This window comes from Kitasatospora sp. NPDC052868 (assembly GCF_044547105.1).
In the GTDB taxonomy this organism is placed as follows: Bacteria; Actinomycetota; Actinomycetes; order Streptomycetales; family Streptomycetaceae; genus Kitasatospora.
This window is the reverse complement of record NZ_JBITZW010000027.1, coordinates 36,578-52,614: the sequence shown is the minus strand read 5'-3', so window position 1 is coordinate 52,614 and position 16,037 is coordinate 36,578. Positions and strand designations below refer to the sequence as shown.

Annotated in this window: 19 protein-coding genes and 1 pseudogene; 14 read left to right on the top strand and 6 right to left on the bottom strand. The window is 74.4% G+C overall.

Going from position 1 to position 16,037, the window contains the following annotated elements; genetic code table 11:
* Positions 1-316: 316 nt before the first annotated feature.
* The 12 genes from ACIGZJ_RS31560 (at position 317) to ACIGZJ_RS31505 (ending at position 11,537) form a co-directional block, all read left to right on the top strand.
* Positions 317-1,528 (top strand): aminotransferase class I/II-fold pyridoxal phosphate-dependent enzyme, encoded by a 1,212-nt coding sequence (locus ACIGZJ_RS31560; protein WP_396460497.1) that lies wholly within the window; start codon positions 317-319, stop codon positions 1,526-1,528.
* Between the two features lie 138 nt (positions 1,529-1,666).
* Positions 1,667-2,920 carry a beta-ketoacyl-[acyl-carrier-protein] synthase family protein gene (locus tag ACIGZJ_RS31555; protein WP_396460496.1) on the top strand — a complete coding sequence of 418 codons (1,254 nt, stop codon included), beginning with the start codon at positions 1,667-1,669 and terminating at the stop codon, positions 2,918-2,920.
* Complete coding sequence (locus ACIGZJ_RS31550) at positions 2,917-3,813, top strand: MaoC/PaaZ C-terminal domain-containing protein (protein WP_396460494.1); 897 nt, start codon at positions 2,917-2,919, stop codon at positions 3,811-3,813. Before ACIGZJ_RS31555 ends, ACIGZJ_RS31550 begins: the two co-directional genes overlap by 4 nt.
* Positions 3,810-5,288, top strand: coding sequence for an AMP-binding protein (locus tag ACIGZJ_RS31545; protein WP_396460492.1), 1,479 nt, complete (start codon positions 3,810-3,812; stop codon positions 5,286-5,288). Before ACIGZJ_RS31550 ends, ACIGZJ_RS31545 begins: the two co-directional genes overlap by 4 nt.
* A 95-nt stretch (positions 5,289-5,383) precedes the next feature.
* Positions 5,384-5,647 (top strand): acyl carrier protein, encoded by a 264-nt coding sequence (locus ACIGZJ_RS31540; protein ID WP_387944146.1) that lies wholly within the window; start codon positions 5,384-5,386, stop codon positions 5,645-5,647.
* Between the two features lie 5 nt (positions 5,648-5,652).
* A complete protein-coding gene (locus ACIGZJ_RS31535; protein ID WP_396460490.1) occupies positions 5,653-6,696 on the top strand; it encodes a hypothetical protein in 1,044 nt (347 codons plus the stop codon).
* Positions 6,689-7,522, top strand: coding sequence for a tryptophan synthase subunit alpha (gene trpA, locus ACIGZJ_RS31530; RefSeq protein WP_396460488.1), 834 nt, complete (start codon positions 6,689-6,691; stop codon positions 7,520-7,522). Before ACIGZJ_RS31535 ends, trpA begins: the two co-directional genes overlap by 8 nt.
* Positions 7,523-7,695: 173 nt before the next feature.
* Positions 7,696-8,070: an ectoine synthase gene (locus tag ACIGZJ_RS31525; protein ID WP_392934947.1), complete on the top strand. Its 375-nt coding sequence runs from the start codon at positions 7,696-7,698 to the stop codon at positions 8,068-8,070.
* A gap of 53 nt (positions 8,071-8,123) precedes the next feature.
* A complete protein-coding gene (locus tag ACIGZJ_RS31520; protein WP_392934950.1) occupies positions 8,124-9,269 on the top strand; it encodes an acyl-CoA dehydrogenase family protein in 1,146 nt (381 codons plus the stop codon).
* Entirely contained in the window at positions 9,266-9,988 is a 723-nt protein-coding gene (locus tag ACIGZJ_RS31515; RefSeq protein ID WP_396460487.1) for an N-(5'-phosphoribosyl)anthranilate isomerase, read from the top strand. The genes ACIGZJ_RS31520 and ACIGZJ_RS31515 overlap by 4 nt, the downstream gene beginning before the upstream one ends.
* Complete coding sequence (locus ACIGZJ_RS31510; RefSeq protein ID WP_396460486.1) at positions 9,985-10,698, top strand: indole-3-glycerol-phosphate synthase; 714 nt, start codon at positions 9,985-9,987, stop codon at positions 10,696-10,698. The genes ACIGZJ_RS31515 and ACIGZJ_RS31510 overlap by 4 nt, the downstream gene beginning before the upstream one ends.
* A complete protein-coding gene (locus ACIGZJ_RS31505; RefSeq protein ID WP_396460484.1) occupies positions 10,695-11,537 on the top strand; it encodes an alpha/beta hydrolase in 843 nt (280 codons plus the stop codon). The genes ACIGZJ_RS31510 and ACIGZJ_RS31505 overlap by 4 nt, the downstream gene beginning before the upstream one ends.
* A 137-nt stretch (positions 11,538-11,674) precedes the next feature.
* On the opposite strand, the gene ACIGZJ_RS31500 is transcribed toward ACIGZJ_RS31505, so the two are convergent.
* Together ACIGZJ_RS31500 and ACIGZJ_RS31495 are read right to left on the bottom strand one after the other, a co-directional pair.
* Entirely contained in the window at positions 11,675-11,878 is a 204-nt protein-coding gene (locus tag ACIGZJ_RS31500; RefSeq protein ID WP_396460482.1) for a DUF397 domain-containing protein, read from the bottom strand.
* 29 nt (positions 11,879-11,907) lie between these two features.
* The gene (locus ACIGZJ_RS31495) at positions 11,908-12,753 is read right to left on the bottom strand and encodes a helix-turn-helix domain-containing protein (protein WP_396460481.1); all 846 of its coding nucleotides are present in this window, start codon (positions 12,751-12,753) and stop codon (positions 11,908-11,910) included.
* Positions 12,754-13,006: 253 nt separating this feature from the next.
* Between ACIGZJ_RS31495 and ACIGZJ_RS31490 the strand changes: the two genes are divergently transcribed.
* Both ACIGZJ_RS31490 and ACIGZJ_RS31485 read left to right on the top strand, forming a co-directional pair.
* Positions 13,007-13,324: a recombinase family protein gene (locus ACIGZJ_RS31490; protein ID WP_396460479.1), complete on the top strand. Its 318-nt coding sequence runs from the start codon at positions 13,007-13,009 to the stop codon at positions 13,322-13,324.
* The gene (locus tag ACIGZJ_RS31485; RefSeq protein ID WP_396460478.1) at positions 13,321-13,782 is read left to right on the top strand and encodes an ATP-binding protein; all 462 of its coding nucleotides are present in this window, start codon (positions 13,321-13,323) and stop codon (positions 13,780-13,782) included. Before ACIGZJ_RS31490 ends, ACIGZJ_RS31485 begins: the two co-directional genes overlap by 4 nt.
* A 128-nt stretch (positions 13,783-13,910) precedes the next feature.
* On the opposite strand, the pseudogene ACIGZJ_RS31480 reads toward ACIGZJ_RS31485, so the two are convergent.
* From ACIGZJ_RS31480 to ACIGZJ_RS31465, 4 genes and pseudogenes are all read right to left on the bottom strand, one after another.
* Positions 13,911-14,096: pseudogene (locus ACIGZJ_RS31480) on the bottom strand (nucleotidyl transferase AbiEii/AbiGii toxin family protein); the annotation flags it as partial.
* Complete coding sequence (locus ACIGZJ_RS31475) at positions 14,093-14,440, bottom strand: transcriptional regulator (protein ID WP_396460476.1); 348 nt, start codon at positions 14,438-14,440, stop codon at positions 14,093-14,095. The gene ACIGZJ_RS31475 and the pseudogene ACIGZJ_RS31480, both read right to left, overlap by 4 nt.
* 211 nt (positions 14,441-14,651) lie before the next feature.
* Positions 14,652-15,332 carry a DUF6875 domain-containing protein gene (locus ACIGZJ_RS31470; RefSeq protein ID WP_396460475.1) on the bottom strand — a complete coding sequence of 227 codons (681 nt, stop codon included), beginning with the start codon at positions 15,330-15,332 and terminating at the stop codon, positions 14,652-14,654.
* Complete coding sequence (locus tag ACIGZJ_RS31465) at positions 15,329-16,033, bottom strand: hypothetical protein (protein ID WP_396460473.1); 705 nt, start codon at positions 16,031-16,033, stop codon at positions 15,329-15,331. Before ACIGZJ_RS31465 ends, ACIGZJ_RS31470 begins: the two co-directional genes overlap by 4 nt.
* Positions 16,034-16,037: the final 4 nt, after the last annotated feature.

Here is a 16,037-nt window from a genome sequence, read left to right as displayed (position 1 = left end):
ATTCCCAACCGGCCCCGCGATGTGTCGTACCCGTCCGGTTTCCGCACGTCAGAGCCCCACCAGGGCGGTATTGCGCACGCCTTGCGCGCCCTGCCGTAGAAATGTAGCCATCCTTGAGCGACCCCGGTGAAGGCCTCAAGAAGAAACCGCCGAAACACCCCGGCACCCGCAACACCCCGGCACCCGAAACGCACCGGCACCGCCCGGTGAAACACCCCGGGCGCCGCCCGCCGGACAAAAGCACCGCCCCCGGAACACCCCGCACCACCGCCGAAGACAATTCCGCCGCGCCGCGACGTCGATGAGGAGAAGGCACGTGAACGCAACCGGAGGATGGGACCGACTCGAGCCGAAACTGGCCGCCACCCGCAACCGTGTGAGCGCACTGGAGTCCGACCCCTCCCGCCGCAACAGCTTCGTCGCCTACACCGTCGAACGCGACAGCGCCTACGCCGACCTCGACGGCGAGCGCCTGCTGATGATGTCCGGCTACAGCTACCTCGGCCTGGCCGGCGACGAACGCGTCGTCGCCGCCGCCAAGGCCGCCGTCGACCTCTACGGCACCGGCAACCACGGCGTGCGCGCCCTGGCCGGCACCATCCCCCTGCACGAGGAGCTCGAAGCCGAGGTCGCCAGCTTCGCCCGCCGCGAGCAGGCCCTGGTCTTCGGCTCCGGCTACGCCGCCAACGTCGGCACCATCGGCGGCATCGTCGGCCCCGGCGACACCGTCCTGATCGACAAGTACGACCACGCCAGCATCGTCGACGGCTGCCGCCTCAGCGGCGCCACCGTCACCCGCTTCCGCCACAACGACGTCGAGCACCTGGAACGCCGCCTCAAGGCCGCCGACCCGCGCGGCGTGCGCCTGGTCGTCGTCGACAGCGTCTACTCCATGGACGGCGACATCGCCCCCCTGCCCGAGCTGCGCGCCGTCTGCGACGCCCACAACGCCCTCCTGATGGTCGACGAGGCCCACGCCCTGGGCGTCATCGGCGAGGCCGGCGGCGGCATCGAGGAGCACTTCGGCCACCGCCACCGCGTCGACATCAAACTCGGCACCCTCTCCAAGGCCATCCCCTCCATGGGCGGCTGGATCGCCGGCAGCGCCGACCTCATCGGCCACCTCAAGTACGCCGCCCGCCCCTTCCTCTTCTCCGCCGCCCTCGCCCCCGCCCAGGCCGCCGCCGCACTGGAGTCCCTGCGCGTCCTGCGCCGCGAACCCGAGCGCGTCACCCACATCCAGACCCAGGCCCAGCGCCTGCGCACCGCCCTCAACCAGGCCGGCATCCGCACCATGGCCAGCGAGACCGCCGTCATCCCCGTCATCGCCGGCTCCGACGACGCCGCCTACGACTACGCCACCGCCTGCCGCAAGGCCGGCGTCATCGGCCTGCCCGTCGTCACCCCCGCCGTGCCCAACGACCTCGCCCGGCTGCGCATCGCCGTCACCGCCCGCCACACCCCCGCCGACATCGACTTCGCCGCCGAGGCGTTCCTCACCGCCGCCCGCCAGACCGGCCTGATCTGACCCGCCGCCCGCCACCGCGGCCCGGCCCCGCCGCCACCGCCCGCGACCCGCGCAGGCCCGGCCCCGGTGGCCCCGGCCCGCTCCGCCCGGCTCGATCCGATCGGCCGCCACCACCCGCGCGCCGGAAGGGAGACACCCATGGCACCCCGCCCAGCCAGGCCCGAGATCGCCATCACCGGCCTCGGCGTGGTCAGCCCCGCCGGATCCACCCCCGGCGACTTCTGGAGCGCCCTGCGCGCCGGCACCTCCACCGCCGCCGCCCTCGACCACCTCGACCTCGAACGCCACCGCGTGCGCATCGGCTGCCGCGTGCGCGGCCTGGACCAGGCCGCCCTCGCCGAGGCCGAGCGGCTGCCCGCCAAGGACGCCCGCCGCCTGGACCCCTTCGCCCACTACGGCACCCTCGCCGCCCTCGCCGCCCACCGCGACGCCGGCCACCCCCAGGCCCCGCCCGGGCGCACCGCCATCATCGTCGGCAACGCGGTCGGCGGACGCACCACCAGCGACCGCGAGTCCGCCCACTACACCAGCCACGGCCCCGCCAAGGTCAACCCCCTGATGCCGCTGGTCACCATGCCCAACGCCGCCGCCGCCCAGATCGCCATGCGCCTGGACTGGCACGGCCCCGCCCTGACCATCGCCACCACCTGCGCCAGCAGCGCCGACGCCATCGGCCACGCCCTGCTGCTCCTGCAGACCCACCGCGCCGACGTCGTCCTGGCCGGCGGCTGCGAGGCCACCCTCACCCCCGTCACCCTCGCCGGGTTCGGCAACCTCAACGCCGTCTCCCTGCGCAACGACGACCCCGCCCGCGCCAGCCGCCCCTTCGACACCGACCGCGACGGCTTCGTGATGGGCGAGGGCGCCGGCTTCCTCGTCCTGGAACGCCTGGAGGACGCCCGCGCCCGCCGCGCCCGCCCCTACGCCCTGCTCGCCGGCTACGCGGCCACCGCCGACGCCCACCACCTGTCGATGCCCCGCCCCGACGGCTCGGGGGCCGCCGACGCCATGCGCGCCGCGATCGCCGACGCGGGCCTGACCCCCGGCGACATCGCCCACGTCAACGCCCACGGCACCTCCACCGTCCACAACGACCGCGCCGAAGCGGCCGCCCTGCGCACCGTCTTCGGCCCCCACCGGGTCCCGGTCACCTCCACCAAGGGCGTCACCGGCCACCTGATCGGCGCCGCCGGCGCCGTCGAACTCATCGCCGCCGTCCAGGCCATGCGCCACGGCGAAGTCCCCCCGACCGCCAACCACGAGCACACCGAGCCGGGCCTGGACATCGACGTCGTCCACCGCGCCCCGCGCCCCGTGCCCACCGGCGCGGCCCTGTCCAACTCCTTCGGCTTCGGCGGCCACAACTCCTCCCTGGTGGTGACCCCAGCATGACCACGACGACGACCCCGCACACCCAGCCCGCCCCGGCCCCGGCCACCGCGGCGGCCACCGCGCCAGCCCCGGACACCGGGCCGCGCACCGCCCGGCGCACCGCCACGGCCGGCGAAATCGCCGAGTACCGCGCCTGCGCCCGCACCGGCCTGCCCCCCGCCCGCGACGACGCCCCCTCACCGGTCCACCCCTTCGTCCTCGCCCACACCCTCGCCGAACACACCGTCACCGCCCTCACCGCCCACGAGAGCACCCCCGTCGCCGTCGTCCACCTCGGCCAGGAGATCCGCACCACCCGCCCCGTCCGGGCCGGCGAACACGTCACCGCCCACCTCACCGTCCTCGGCGCCCGCCGCGAGGCCCGCGGCACCCGCCTGGCCCTGCGCACCCGCCTCAGCGCCGACGACACCGTCTTCGCCGAACTCCTCACCTCCGCCCTGCTGCTGGGCGCCCGCACCATCGAACCCTTCGGCGACATCCCGCCCGCCCCCGTCCCCGGCACCACCCCCGGCGAACCCGCCACCACCGGGCGCACCCTCGACACCGCCGCCGTCCACCGCTACGCCCACGCCTCCGGCGACCTCAACCCCATCCACCTCGACGACCAGGCCGCCCGCGCCGCCGGATTCCCCGCCGCCATCGCCCACGGCATGAGCCTGCTCGCCCTCGCGGCCGAGGAGATCGCCGACCGCTACGCCGACGGCGACGCCACCCGCATCAGCGGCCTCGGCGCCCGCTTCGCCGCCCCCGTCACCCCGGGCACCGCCCTGCAGCTGCGCCTGCACCCCCACGACGACGCCGCCGTCGTGCGCTTCACCCTCACCACCGACACCGGCGCCGCCGTCAAGGCCGGCTGGGCCACCCTCACCCCGCCCCGCAAGGACGCCCGATGACCACCACACCGCCGCCCCTCGCCCTCCCGGACGCCTTCACCGCCCAGGCCCGCCAGCAGCCCGACGCCCCCGCCCTGTCCTGGCACGGCCACACCACCACCTACCGCGAACTGGCCGCCGCAGCCGAGAGCGAACGCGCCCGCCTCCATACCCTCGACCTCGCCCCCGGCGAACCGCTGGGCGTCCTCGCCCCCAAGTCCCCCGGCGCCGTCGCCCTCGTCCTGGCCTGCCTGCTGGAGCGCCGCCCCTTCCTGCTGCCCTCCCCGGCCCTGGCCCCCGCCCTGCTCACCGCCCTCTTCGAACAGGCCGGCGCCCGCCACGTCCTCGCCCCCCGCGACCAGCCGCAGCCCGAGGCCCCCGCCGGCGCCCGACCCGCCCCCACCCTCGCCGCCGGCACCTCCTTCCTGCTCACCACCTCCGGCTCCACCGACCTGCCCAAGACCGTCCCCCTCGCCCAGAGCGGCATCGACCGCTTCACCGCCTGGGCCCACGACACCTTCGACCTGGGACCGGGGCGCACCGTCCTCAACTACGCCCCCCTCAACTTCGACCTGTGCCTGCTCGACGTGTGGGCCACCCTCGCCCACGGCGGCCACGTCGTCCTCGTCGACCCCGACCACGCCGCCAACGGCCGCCACCTGCTCGCCCTGCTCCACAACCACCGCCCCCACGTCGTCCAGGCCGTCCCCATGTTCTACGCCCTGCTCGCCGAGGCCGCCCGCCCCACCGCCGCCGTCCTCGACAGCGTCGAACACGCCGCCTTCACCGGCGACGCCATCGACCGGCGCACCCTCGCCGCGCTGCCCGCCCTGCTCCCCGCAGCCCGCCTCTACAACATCTACGGCTGCACCGAGACCAACGACAGCTTCCTGCACCCCCTGGACACCCTGGACGCCACCGCCGCCCTGCCCGTGCCCATCGGCCGCCCCCTGCCCGGCGTCCACACCCTGCTCGTCGACGACCAGGGCCGGCCCCTGGAGGGCCCCGGCAGCGGCGAACTCTACGTCTCCACCCCCTTCCAGGCCGCCGGCTACCTCGACCGCGCCCGCGACGCCGGCCGCTTCACCACCCACCCGCCCGGCGCCGGCGAAGGACGCCGCTGGTTTCGCACCGGCGACCTCGTCACCCGCGACGAGGCCGGCCGCCTGCTGCTCACCGGCCGCAGCGACCACCAGGTCAAGGTCCGCGGCGTCGCCGTCAACACCGCCGAGATCGAACGCGTCCTGCTGGAACACCCCGAGGTCCGCGAGGCCGCCGTCGCCGCCCGCCCCGACCCGCTCACCGGCAAACGCCTGCTCGCCGCCGTCCACCGCACCCCCGGCAGCACCCTCAACAGCCTGGTCCTGCGCGAACACCTGGCCCGGCGCCTGCCGCGCGCCGCCGTCCCCGCCCAGCTGACCATCACCGACACCCCGCTGCCCAGGACCCCCACCGGCAAGGTCGACCGCAAGGCCGTCGACCCCGCCCCCGCCTGACCACCCCGCACCGCACCACCCCGCACCGCACCGCGCCCGGACCGCCCGGTCCGCGCCGTCCCACCCGCCCCACCAGCCGAGGAGAACCGGACACCATGAGCAACACCGCCACCATCAAGCGCTTCCTCATCGAGGAGTTCCTGCCCGACGTCAGCGCCGACCAGCTCGCCGACGACCACGACCTGCTCTCCGACGGCGTCATCGACAGCCTCGGCGTCCTCAAGCTCATCGCCTGGGTCGAGGACCGCTTCGAGCTGCCCGTCGACGACACCGACCTCGACCCCAACAACTTCCGCTCCGTCGCCGCCATCGACGCCTTCATCACCCAGCGCCGCACCCCCGCCCCGGTCGCGGGCTGATCCCCATGCACCCGGCCCTCACCACACTCCTGCGCCACGAACCGGTCGACGCCGACACCTGGCGCTCGTGGTGGGACCAGCTGGACGCACGCCGCCCGGGCCCAGGCCGCGACAGCGACCGGGCCCAGGCGGCGGCCCTGCTGGCCTCCCTCACCACCCGCCTGCCCGACCCGGACACCCTGCACGCCCTGACCACCTCCCTGACCGAACGCGCCCCCCGCCCCGGCCCCGCCCACCCCCACGCCGTCAACGTCGTCGGCACCGGCGGCGGCCCCGCCACCTTCAACATCTCCACCGCCGCCGCCCTCACCGCCGCCACCCTGGGCGTACGGGTCGTCAAAACCGGCTCCCGCGCCTACACCAGCGCCGCCGGCTCCATCGACCTGCTGGACCGCCTGCGCATCCCCCTCACCACCTCCCACCGCCACACCGCCGACCACCTCGAACGCCACCACATCGCCTTCGCCGGCCCCCACGTCTACCCCGCCCCCCTCACCCGCCTGGCCCGCCTGCTCCACCCCCTGCCCCTCAAGCCCTTCGGCCGCTTCCTCAACGCCCTGGGCCCCTTCCTCGCCGCCGTCCCCGTCAGCGCCCAACTCACCGGCGTCTCCCACACCGCACCCCTGGAGACCCTGCGCGCCCTGGCCCGCCACACCACCGACCGCACCCTGTGGCTGGCCGCCAACACCGCCGGCGCCGACGAACTCCTGCCCTTCGCCGACAACACCCTGCACACCCACACCCCCGGCGCCCCCCACACCACCCTCCACCTGCCCGCCCACGCCCTGGACGACGCCGCCGGCACCCTCGCCGACCTCGCCCCCGCCCCCGAGCACCTCACCACCCACTTCCTCGACACCCTCACCCACCGCGCCCACCCCACCGCCACCCGCACCATCGCCCTCAACGCCGCCGCCCTCGCCGTCGCCTGCGGCCACACCCCCCACTGGCCCACCGCCTACCGCGCCGCCCTCGACGCCCTCGCCGACGGCGCCCCCCGCGCCCTGGCCGAACGCCTCTCCCGCACCCCGGCGGCCACCCATGCCTGACACCACCACCACACCCGCCACCACCACCGCGCCCGCCCGCGCCTTCTTCCCGCCCCGCCCCGACGGACAACCCGGCCTCGCCCTGTTCCTCAACGCCGGCGACCCGCCCGCCCCCGCCCTCACCGACCTCATCCTGATGCTCGACGAGGAACGCCTCGACGTCCTCGAACTCGCCGTCCCCTTCCCCAACTCCGCCACCGACGGCCCCGTCATCCGCCGCTCCGCCGCCCGCGCCCTCGCCCACGCCACCACCCTCGACACCGTCCTGGCCCACCTCGCCGACCTGCGCCCGCACCTGCGCCACCTGCGCATCGCCCTGCTCGCCGACTGGAGCCACAGCCTCAAGCACCACGACCCCGCCGCCGCCACCACCGCCATCGCCCAATCCGGCGCCGACGCCCTGCTCGTCCACGCCCTGCCGCCCCGGCTGCGCCCCGCCTACCGCGAGGCCGCCCGCGCCGCCGGCCTGCCCCAGGTCACCACCTGCTACCACGGCTCCGCCGACCACGTGGTCGCCGACGCCGCCGAGCACGCCGGCGCCTACGTCTACCTGGTCGCCCACTACGGCCGCTCCGGCACCGCCCCGGCCGCCGGCCACGGCGCCCTGTCCGACACCGTCGCCGCCCTGCGCGCGCGCACCGGCGCGCCGGTCGCGGTCGGCTTCGGGGTCCGCGACGGCGCCGACGTCGCCGCCGTCGCCCGCACCGGCGCCCACGCCGCCATCGTCGGCTCCGCGGCCGTCGCCCGCGTCGAGCAGGCCCTGGAGCAGCGCCGCGACACCGTCGCCGACCTGCGGGCCTTCGTGCGCACCCTGCGCACCCCCTGAGACCTCCGGCCCCCCGCGGACCGGAACCGCACCACCGCACCGCCCGCACCGCCCGCAGTACCCGCAGTACCCGCACCGCCCGCAGTACCCGCAGTGCCCGCACCGCCCGCAGTACCCGGCACTCCCGCCACCCTCAGCACCCCCCGCACCCTGCGAGTGAAAGGCAGACCACCATGCTCATCCGCGACCTCGAAGACGTGAAGACCGTCGAGTGGGGCAACGGCCTGTCCCGGCGCTTCCTGCTGGCCGGCGACGGCCTCGGCTACAGCCTCACCGACACCCTGGTGCGGGCCGGCACCAAGTCCCGCCTGGAGTACCGCAACCACATGGAGGCCTGCTACTGCATCGCGGGCTCCGGGGAGGTCATCGACCTGGACGGCAACGCCCACCCCATCACCCCCGGGCGCATGTACGCCCTCGACCAGCACGACGCCCACTACCTGGTCGCCTCCCCCCACGAGGACCTGCGCCTGGTGTGCGTCTTCGCCCCCGCCCTGCAGGGCGACGAGGTCCACCAGCTCGACGCCCACTCCTCCTCCGCCTACTAGAGCCGGTCCCCGTACCCCGGGCCCCACCGGGCCCGGAGGAAGGCGGTAGTCCCGTGATCCGCTGGAACGCCGACCAGGCGGCCCTGCGCGAGGGCCTGGCCCGGTGGAGCGACGACCTGAGCGCCGGCCACATCGACCAGGACGAGGAGGGCACCTTCTCCTTCGACAAGTGGCGCATGATCCAGAAGACCGGCATCCTCTCCCTGCCCTTCGACGAGCAGTACGGAGGACTCGGCCAGTCGCTGCTGACCACCATGTACGTCCTGGAGGGCCTGGGGGAGGGCTGCCGCGACGGAGGCCTCAACTTCTCCGTCACCACCAGCCTCGCCTCCACCGGCGTCCCCCTGCAGGCCTTCGGCTCCACCGCCCTCAAGGAGGCCTACCTGCCGCGCATCGCCTCCGGCGAGGCGATCGGCGCCCACGCCATCACCGAGGCCGAGGGCGGCTCCGACGCCATGCAGATGCGCACCCGCGCCGAACGCGACGGCGACGGCTTCGTCCTGACGGGCAGCAAGACCTTCGTCAGCAACGGGCCCGTCGCCGACGTGGTCGTCGTCTACGCCCGCACCCACCCCCAGGGCGGCGCGCTCGGGGTCACCGCCTTCCTCCTGGACCGCGACACCCCCGGCATCACCGTCGGGCGCCCGATGAAGAAGATGGGCCTGCGCACCTCGCCCCTCAGCGAGCTCTACCTCGACGAGGTCCGCGTCCCCGCCACCCGCGTCATCGGCCGCGTCGGCGGCGGCTTCCTGGTCCTGGACCACGTCATGAAACGCGAGATCCTCTACTCCTTCATCGTCAACGTCGGCGAGATGCAGCACCGCCTGGACCGCTGCATCGAGTACGCCAAGACCAGGATGTCCTTCGGCAAGCCGATCGGCTCCTACCAGTCCGTCGCCAACAAGATCGTCGACACCAAGATCCGCCTGGAGACCGCCCGCAAGTGGCTCTACGACACCGCCCAGCGTCTGGAGGCGGGCGAGAACGTCACCGTCGACATGGCCATCTCCAAACTCCTCACCAGCGAGAGCAACCTCGCCACCAGCCTCGCCGCCGTCCAGGTCTTCGGCGGCCACGGCTACATGTCCGAGTACGGCCTGGAGAAGGACGTCCGCAACGCGGTCGCCGGCACCATCTACTCCGGCAGCAACGAGATCCAGTACAACCGCATCGCCTCCATGCTGGGCCTGGGCAAATGACCACGACCACGCCCCCGGCCCCGCACACCGGCACCGCCGGGCCCCGCCACCTCAAGGTGTGCGGGGCCCGCACCCGGGCCGACGTCGCCCTGCTCGCCGACCACGGCGCCACCCTGGCAGGCCTGTGGTACGGCATCCCCGGCGGCCCCGCCGACCTCACCCTCGCCCAACTCGCCCACCTGGCCGCCGCCGCCCGCGACCAGGGCATCGAACCCACCCTCGTCACCTTCCTCGACGACCCCGCCCGCCTGGCCGCCGCCGCCGCCTCCACCGGCATCCGCTGGATCCAGCTGCACGCCTACCAGAGCCCCGCCGTGGTCCGCGCCCTGCGCGCCGCCCTGCCCGACGCCGTCCTGCTCAAAGTCCTCCACCTCCAGGGCGCCACCTGCCTGGAACGCCCCCTCATCGGCGCCTACCAGCGCGCCGGCACCGACCTGTTCCTCCTCGACACCGCCACCGCCGACGGCCGCGTCGGCTCCACCGGCCAACGCCTGGACCCCGCCCACGTCCTGGCCCTGCTGCCCCGCCTGGAACGCCCCTTCCTCCTGGCCGGCGGCCTCACCCCCGACAACCACCACGCCTACCGCGCCGTCACCGCCCACCCCCTCTACCGCGGCGCCGACATCGACACCGCCGCCCGCGACGCCACCGGCCGCTTCACCGCCGCCGCCGTCACCGCCCTCGCCCGCACCTGGCACCGTGAGGAACTCCACGCATGACCTTCACCGACGCCCTCCTCGCCGCCCGGCGCCCGCTGATCATGGAGATCAAACTCCGCGACCCCCACGGCCGCGACCTCCTCGCCCACCGCACCGTCGACGACCTCGTCACCCGCTACGAACAGGCCGGCGCCCCCTGCCTGTCCGTCGTCACCGGCCGCTGGTTCGGCGGCACCCCCGACCTGCTGCGCCAGGTCACCGAACGCACCGAACTACCCGTCCTGCAGAAGGACTTCCTCACCCGCCCCGCCCAACTCGCCACCGCCCGGCGCCTGGGCGCCAGCGCCGTGCTGCTCACCGCGGCCCTGCTCTCCCAGGCCCAGCTCCACAAACTCGTCAACGCCGCCCTCGACGAGGGCCTGACCCCCTTCGTCGAGGTCACCGGCGAAGCCGAGATCGCGGCCCTTCCCCACGCCGGCGACTGCGTCATCGCCGTCAACAACAAGGACATCCGCACCCGCGAACGCGACCCGGGCGACCTCACCCGCAGCGAGCTCCTGCTGCCCGCCCTCAAGGCCACCGCCACCCGCGCCCCCGTCAGCGCCAGCGCCATCACCGACCCGCGCGACGGCGCCCGCCTCCTGGACGCCGGCTACGCGGGCCTGCTGATCGGCACCTCCCTGATGCACAGCACCGACCTGCCCGGCTGGCTCGCCGCCCTCGACGCCGCCCGCACCGCCCCCGCCCGCACCGCGGCGGCGGGCCGATGAGCGTGCGCCCGCTCACCCTCGACGCCGACGGCCTGCCGCTGTCCGCCCTGGCCGCCGAACCCGCCGGCGCACCCCGCGCGCTGGTCCTGGCCGTGCACGGGCGCGGCATGCGCGCCGCCTACTTCGCCGGCCCCGCCGACCCGGCCACCAGCCTGCTCGCCCACGGCGCCCGCCACGGCCACACCGTCCTGGCCGTGGACCGCCCCGGCCACGGCGCCAGCGCCGCCGCACTGCCCGCCGGCGCCCCGATCGCCGACCAGGGCGCCGCGCTCGCCGCCGCCCTCGCCGACTACGCCCGCACCCGCCCGGTCGGCGACGGCGTCCTGCTGCTGGCCCACTCCTTCGGCGGCAAGATCGCCCTGCACCTGGCCGCCCACTGGCCCGACCACCTGCCGCCGCTGCTGGGCGTGGACGTCTCCGGCCTGGCCCAGCACTACGCCCCCGGCGTCTGGGACCGCCCCGACACCCTCGCCGCCGGCACCGCCCGCCTCACCTGGGGCCCCCTCCACCTCTACCCGCCGGGCACCTTCCACGCCGCCCGCCGCCTGCTCACCCCCGTGCCGGCCCTGGAGAACCGCGAACTGGCCACCTGGCCCGCCCGCTTCACCCGCCTCGCCGCCCGCATCCGCGTCCCCGTGCGGCTGACCTTCGCCGACCACGAGGCCTGGTGGCAGCTCGGCGACGACCGGACCCTGGCCGCCGCCTTCCCCTCCGCCACCGTCCACCACCACCCGCACGCCGGCCACAACCTCTCCCTGGCCCGCACCGCCCCCGCCTACCACCACGCGGCCCTCACCTTCGCCGACCGGCACCTGCCCACCGCCCCCCAACCCGCCTGAACACCCCCGCCCGGGGCAGCGGGAAGCCGGCCCCGCCGACTTCCCGCTGCGGCCCGCCTGAAGAACGAGGGCGCGCGGCTCACTTGCGGCCGCGCGCCCTCGGGGACTTCCGTGGTGGTGCCGCTGAAGAGTGCGGCTCAGAACTCGCCGGCGATGACACCTTCGACGAAGGCGTGCCACTCCTGCGGGGCGAAGGCCAGGACGGGGCCTCGGCTCTCGGCCTTCGAGTCCCGGACTCCGACGGCGCCCTGGTGAAAGGCCACTTCTACGCACTGGCCGCCGTTGTCACCGCTGAAGGTGCTCTTGTGCCACGCAGCGCCGGTGAAGTCTGGGATGTTCATGGACGTAGCTCTCTGTCGGACGGCCTGTGCTAGTCGGCGCCTGCCAGGCCAAGGATCATGTTCCTCGACTCTACTTGCCCCAGGGCCGCAGATTGCAGGCGATTCCACAGCGCGCTGTAGGACTGAACCCCATCCGGCCTGTCCAGGTACGTCGCATCGGTGTAGTCCTCCAGGTAGACGACATCGGAGGCGGCGTCGTGGTCGAAGCGCATGATCGTAAAGCCCACCCATGCGGCGCCGAACGTCTGAGCGTTGAACGGAAGTACCTGAAGCTCGATGTCGGGACGCTCTGCCGCCTCGGCCAGGTGAAGCAGCTGTTCCCGCATGACGGCCTCGCCGCCGATGTTCCGACGGATCACCGACTCGCTCAAGATGAAGTGCAGTACGGGGGCGTGCGGCCCGTCGAGGATCGCCTGCCTTTCCAGCCGCACCTTGAGCTGCTGGTCCCTTTCCTCGTCCGAGAGCCCGGGGCGCGCCTTGAGGTTCATCGCCCGGATGTAGCTCTCGACCTGGAGGATCCCCGGTACCACCTCGGGCTGGTACCAGCGCAGCTCGGAGGCGTCCGCCTCAAGATCCACGTAGGTGCGGAACCAGTCGGGGATGGCGCCCAGGAAGCCGGTCCAGCGGCCCCATTGGCGCCCTGCGCGGGCCAGTTCCTTCATCCACTCGGCTTCGTGACCGACCACGCCGTAGTAGTCGAGCAGGATCGTGAGATCGGTCAGTTTGATCCCGCTCTGGCCCAGCTCCAGTCGGCTGATCTTGCTTGCTGCGGCATCGATCCGCTCGGCGGCCTCGTCTTGCGTTCTGGCCGCTTGCTCGCGTGCCCGCTTCAGCGCGTTGCCCAGCCGGCGCCTCTGGATCGTTGGGGTAGCCACGCTGCTGGACCTCCACCTGGTCGACCGAGTGCTTCATTATGCCCTTGTGCCGCAGGCCGCATCGGACGGTCCCCCACACGAGTGATTTCCTAAAATAGGAGTCCAATCTACCGTGTGGGAGCCTATTCTGGGAGTCCATGACGGGTCGTCAGCCGAGCCTCCACCGGCGGCTGGCGGGCTCCGGACCGGTCGGATCGAGGTTGGACTCACAGCACCCTCCGGTCCGGTATCCACTCCCAGAGGAGGCCCGGCCATGAGGCCGCTGATCTTCGGCTACATGCGAGTCCCGGACGACATGCCCGACGAGGAGGTGAAGCTGGTGGAGGATCAGATGCTCGCCTACGCCGAAGCACAGGGGGGCGCACTGGGTGCGGTGTTCCACGAGTTCGTCCACGGCAGCCTGTCGGCCTTCGAGGAACTGGTCCGGGCCGTCGAGCAGTCCGGGGCACCGCACGCGGTGGTCCCCTCCTACCGGGACCTGGCGCTCACCCGCGCCCTCCAGGACGTCATGATCCTGCGCATCGAGTACGCGACCGGCGCCCAGGTCGCAGCCCTGGACGAGGACCGTTGACCGGGCCCCACGGCGGGGCGCCGTTCTACCTCTCCTTGCGCCCGCGGTTCACCGACCAGCTCCACCTGGCCGCCGCCCGCTCCGCAGCTTCCCTGGCCCGCAGGTTCACCGTCCTCGCCCTCGACAAGTGGAAGGCCGGCGCCCTTGAGGACGACGCCGCCCTCGTCGTCTGCGAACTGGTCAGCAACGCTGTCAAAGCGACCGCCACCTCGAACCAGGCGGACACCACCGGCCTCATCACCGTGCGCGTGCTCGGCCTGCGCGACAGCATCGTCATCGAGGTCCGCGACACCTCACCCGAGACACCCGTGCTCACCCGCCCCGACCACGACAGCGAGGGCGGCCGGGGCCTCCTCCTCGTCCAGGCCCTGTCCAGACGATGGGGCACCCACCACGAAACCCACCACAAGACGATCTGGGCACAACTGCCCGCCCACCTGCCCACGGACCGGCCGTGACCCGGGCCGGAAGCACGCGTGGAGTGGGAAGTCGGCAGGTCCGACTTCCCACTCCACGCGCGCCGGGGCGGTGCCCGGCGTCACCCACGACGGGTCACACCCCCGCCCGGGTCGCAGTGGGAAGCCGGCCGCAGCGTGTCGGTGATCTCCCGCATGGCGGCCGGGTGCTCGGTGGCCACGTCCAGATCCCGGCTGAGGCGGTCGGCCAGCCCGTGGGCCTGGACCGCGTAGCCGCCGGTCAGCACCAGCGCATACGGGGCGCCGACCGCGAGAACGTCCGCCAGGAGTGCGCGGTGCAGCCGGGTGAGCCTCACGCCGCTGCGGGCCGGGCGGCCGCCGCGAGCTCGGTGAAGGCGCCCTCCCAGACCATCCGGACCGCCGGGCCCACCAGGGTGCGCAGCACCGGCCACAGCTCCACCAGCAGCCCCGCGTCCAGGAAGCGGACCAGGTCCTCGCGCATGCCCTCGGTCAGGACCACCCGGTAGAGGCCCATCCTCAGCCTGGGGCGCTCCAGATCGAAGCGGTTCAGCCCCGACCACACGAGGTGCACCGGCAGCTCGACCGTGCCGCACACCGGTCCGGCGAGGTCCTCCAGCCGTTGCGGCAGCCGTGCGGCCAACTGGTCGCAGCGGCCGTCCGGCATCACGGGGAAACTCATGCCCCGATTATCCCCTCATCCCGCCGGCCCGCGTCCACCACCGCCACTGCGGCCGTCGGCCCGGGACCCGGGGGAAGGCCGCCGGGCCCCGCCGAACCGTGAGCACACCGGACAGCCGTCTACGCGGCCCGCCCCCGAAAGGCGGCGGCCCCGTCCGGCGGGTGCCGGACGGGGCCGTGCCGGGGCGGTGCCCGGCGTCACCTGCGACGGGTCACACCCCCGCCGTCGCCACCACGCGCGCGCCCATGCCCGTGTCCACGCCCATCATCCCGGAGACCAGCTGGTCCCGGATGCGGGCCGGCACCTCGGGGGCGAAGCGGCGCAGGTAGTGGTCCAGGTGCGTCTCGTCGCCCACCAGGAACGGCAGGTCGAACACCAGCAGCTTGCGCACCGCCAGCAGCGGCACCGGCGAGCGCAGCGGACGGAACGCGGCGTTCCACAGGCCCCCCTCCGCACACACCGGATGGAACTGGCCGATCATCAGGCCCTGCGAGACGAACTCGTCCTTGGCCTTGCGCTGCAGCTCGTCCAGCACCGTGGAGTCCGCGCGGTCCAGCTGCGGCAGCACCAGCAGCACCGTCAGCAGCTCCCGGTCCGACTCCTCCGACAGCCGCTGCGACAACCGGTCGTACCAGGACCGCAGCCGCCCCACCACCGCCGGCAGGTCACCGCCGCCGGGCCCGTCCCCGCCCTCCACCACCGCCACGTGGAACAGCCCCCGGCGCAGCGAGGGCTGCGTGTACGGGCAGACCGGGCCGCTGCGCCCGAGGTCGGGGTGGGCGGTGGTGAGGAAGTGCCGGCTCCAGTGGAGGATCTCGCCGACCTCGGGGTGGGCGGCGGCCTCGCCGCGTTCGATCTGCTCGGCGGAGAACAGCCGCAGGTCGCCGCTCACCGCGGGCCCCGCCACATCGGGCGCAGCTGCGGGCCGCCGCCGGGCAGGGCGATGGCCTCGCCGAAGGGGGTGAAGCCGCCGCGCCGGGCGGCCGCCGCCCCGCCGGGGGAGCTGGCCTCGGTGTAGACGGCGCGGCCCTCGGCGTCGACGCGCTCCAGCAGGTGGTGCAGCAGGACGGAGACGGCGCCGGTGCGCCGGCGCCCGGGGGCGGCGGCGGCGAAGGAGACGTAGTAGTGCGGGCGGTGGCGGGGGTGGCGTTCGGCCTGCAGGCGGGTGATGGCCTCCAGCCTCCGCACGGCGGCCCGGTCCTGGACGGCCTCGGCGAGGCGGGCGGCGAACGCCTCGCCGTCGGCCTCGCCCTGCTCCCAGGCGCCGGGCGGCAGGAACAGCAGGACCGTGTCGAGGGCGTCGGTGGTCAGCACGCCCTCCCAGGCCAGGGCCTGGTCGAGGAAGACGCGGAAGAAGGCGGGCAGGATCCGGCGCCGGTGCTCCTCGTCGGGGAACGCCCACAGGGTCAGGGGGTCCTCCTGGAAGGCGGCGGCGAGCAGGGCGGCCAGCGCGGCGCCCTCCTGCGGGCGGGCGGCCCGGGCGGGCGGCGCCGGAGCCCGCCCGACCGGAGCGCGGTCAAGCGGTGCGGGGGCGGCCGGTGCGCGGTCGAGCGGGGCGAGGGCGGTGGCGGGGGCGGGGGTGGCGGTGGTCAACGGG